This window comes from Dietzia massiliensis (genome assembly GCF_018390595.1).
Classification (GTDB): domain Bacteria; phylum Actinomycetota; class Actinomycetes; order Mycobacteriales; family Mycobacteriaceae; genus Dietzia; species Dietzia massiliensis.
Window position 1 is genome coordinate 1 of the sequence record NZ_JAHBAV010000196.1, and the last position, 448, is coordinate 448.

Genomic DNA, 448 nt, shown 5'->3' on the forward strand with positions numbered 1-448 from the left:
GTGTCGTTGGCGTTGGTGGCAGCAATAAAGCGCTTCACCGGCAGGCCCAGCGACTTGGCCAGCAGCCCGGCGGTCAGATCGCCGAAGTTGCCGCTCGGCACCGAAATCACCAGCTGATTGCGCGCTTCCTGCGGCAGCTGCGCCACCGCTTCGAAGTAGTAGCAGATCTGCGCCAGCAAGCGGCTGATGTTGATCGAGTTGGCCGAGGTCAGGGGCAGCGCGTCCTTCAATTCCCGATCGTCGAACGCCTGCTTCACCAGCGCCTGGCAAGCATCGAAGTCGCCGTCGATCGCTACGGTGTGAATGTTGCCGCCCAGGGTACAGAACAGCTTCTCCTGCAGCGGACTGATTTTGCCCTGCGGATAGAGGATCACCACCCGGACGTTTTTCAGGCCGTAGAAGGCGTGCGCCACGGCGGCGCCGGTGTCGCCGTGGCGCACGCCTTCTA

1 protein-coding gene is annotated in these 448 nt (G+C 63.2%); it reads right to left on the reverse strand.

Annotation, left to right across the window (positions count from 1 at the left end; genetic code table 11):
- Nucleotides 1–448, reverse strand: a 448-nt coding sequence (thrC, locus tag KHA85_RS20240) for a threonine synthase (protein ID WP_213186674.1), incomplete at both ends; no start/stop codon positions are given.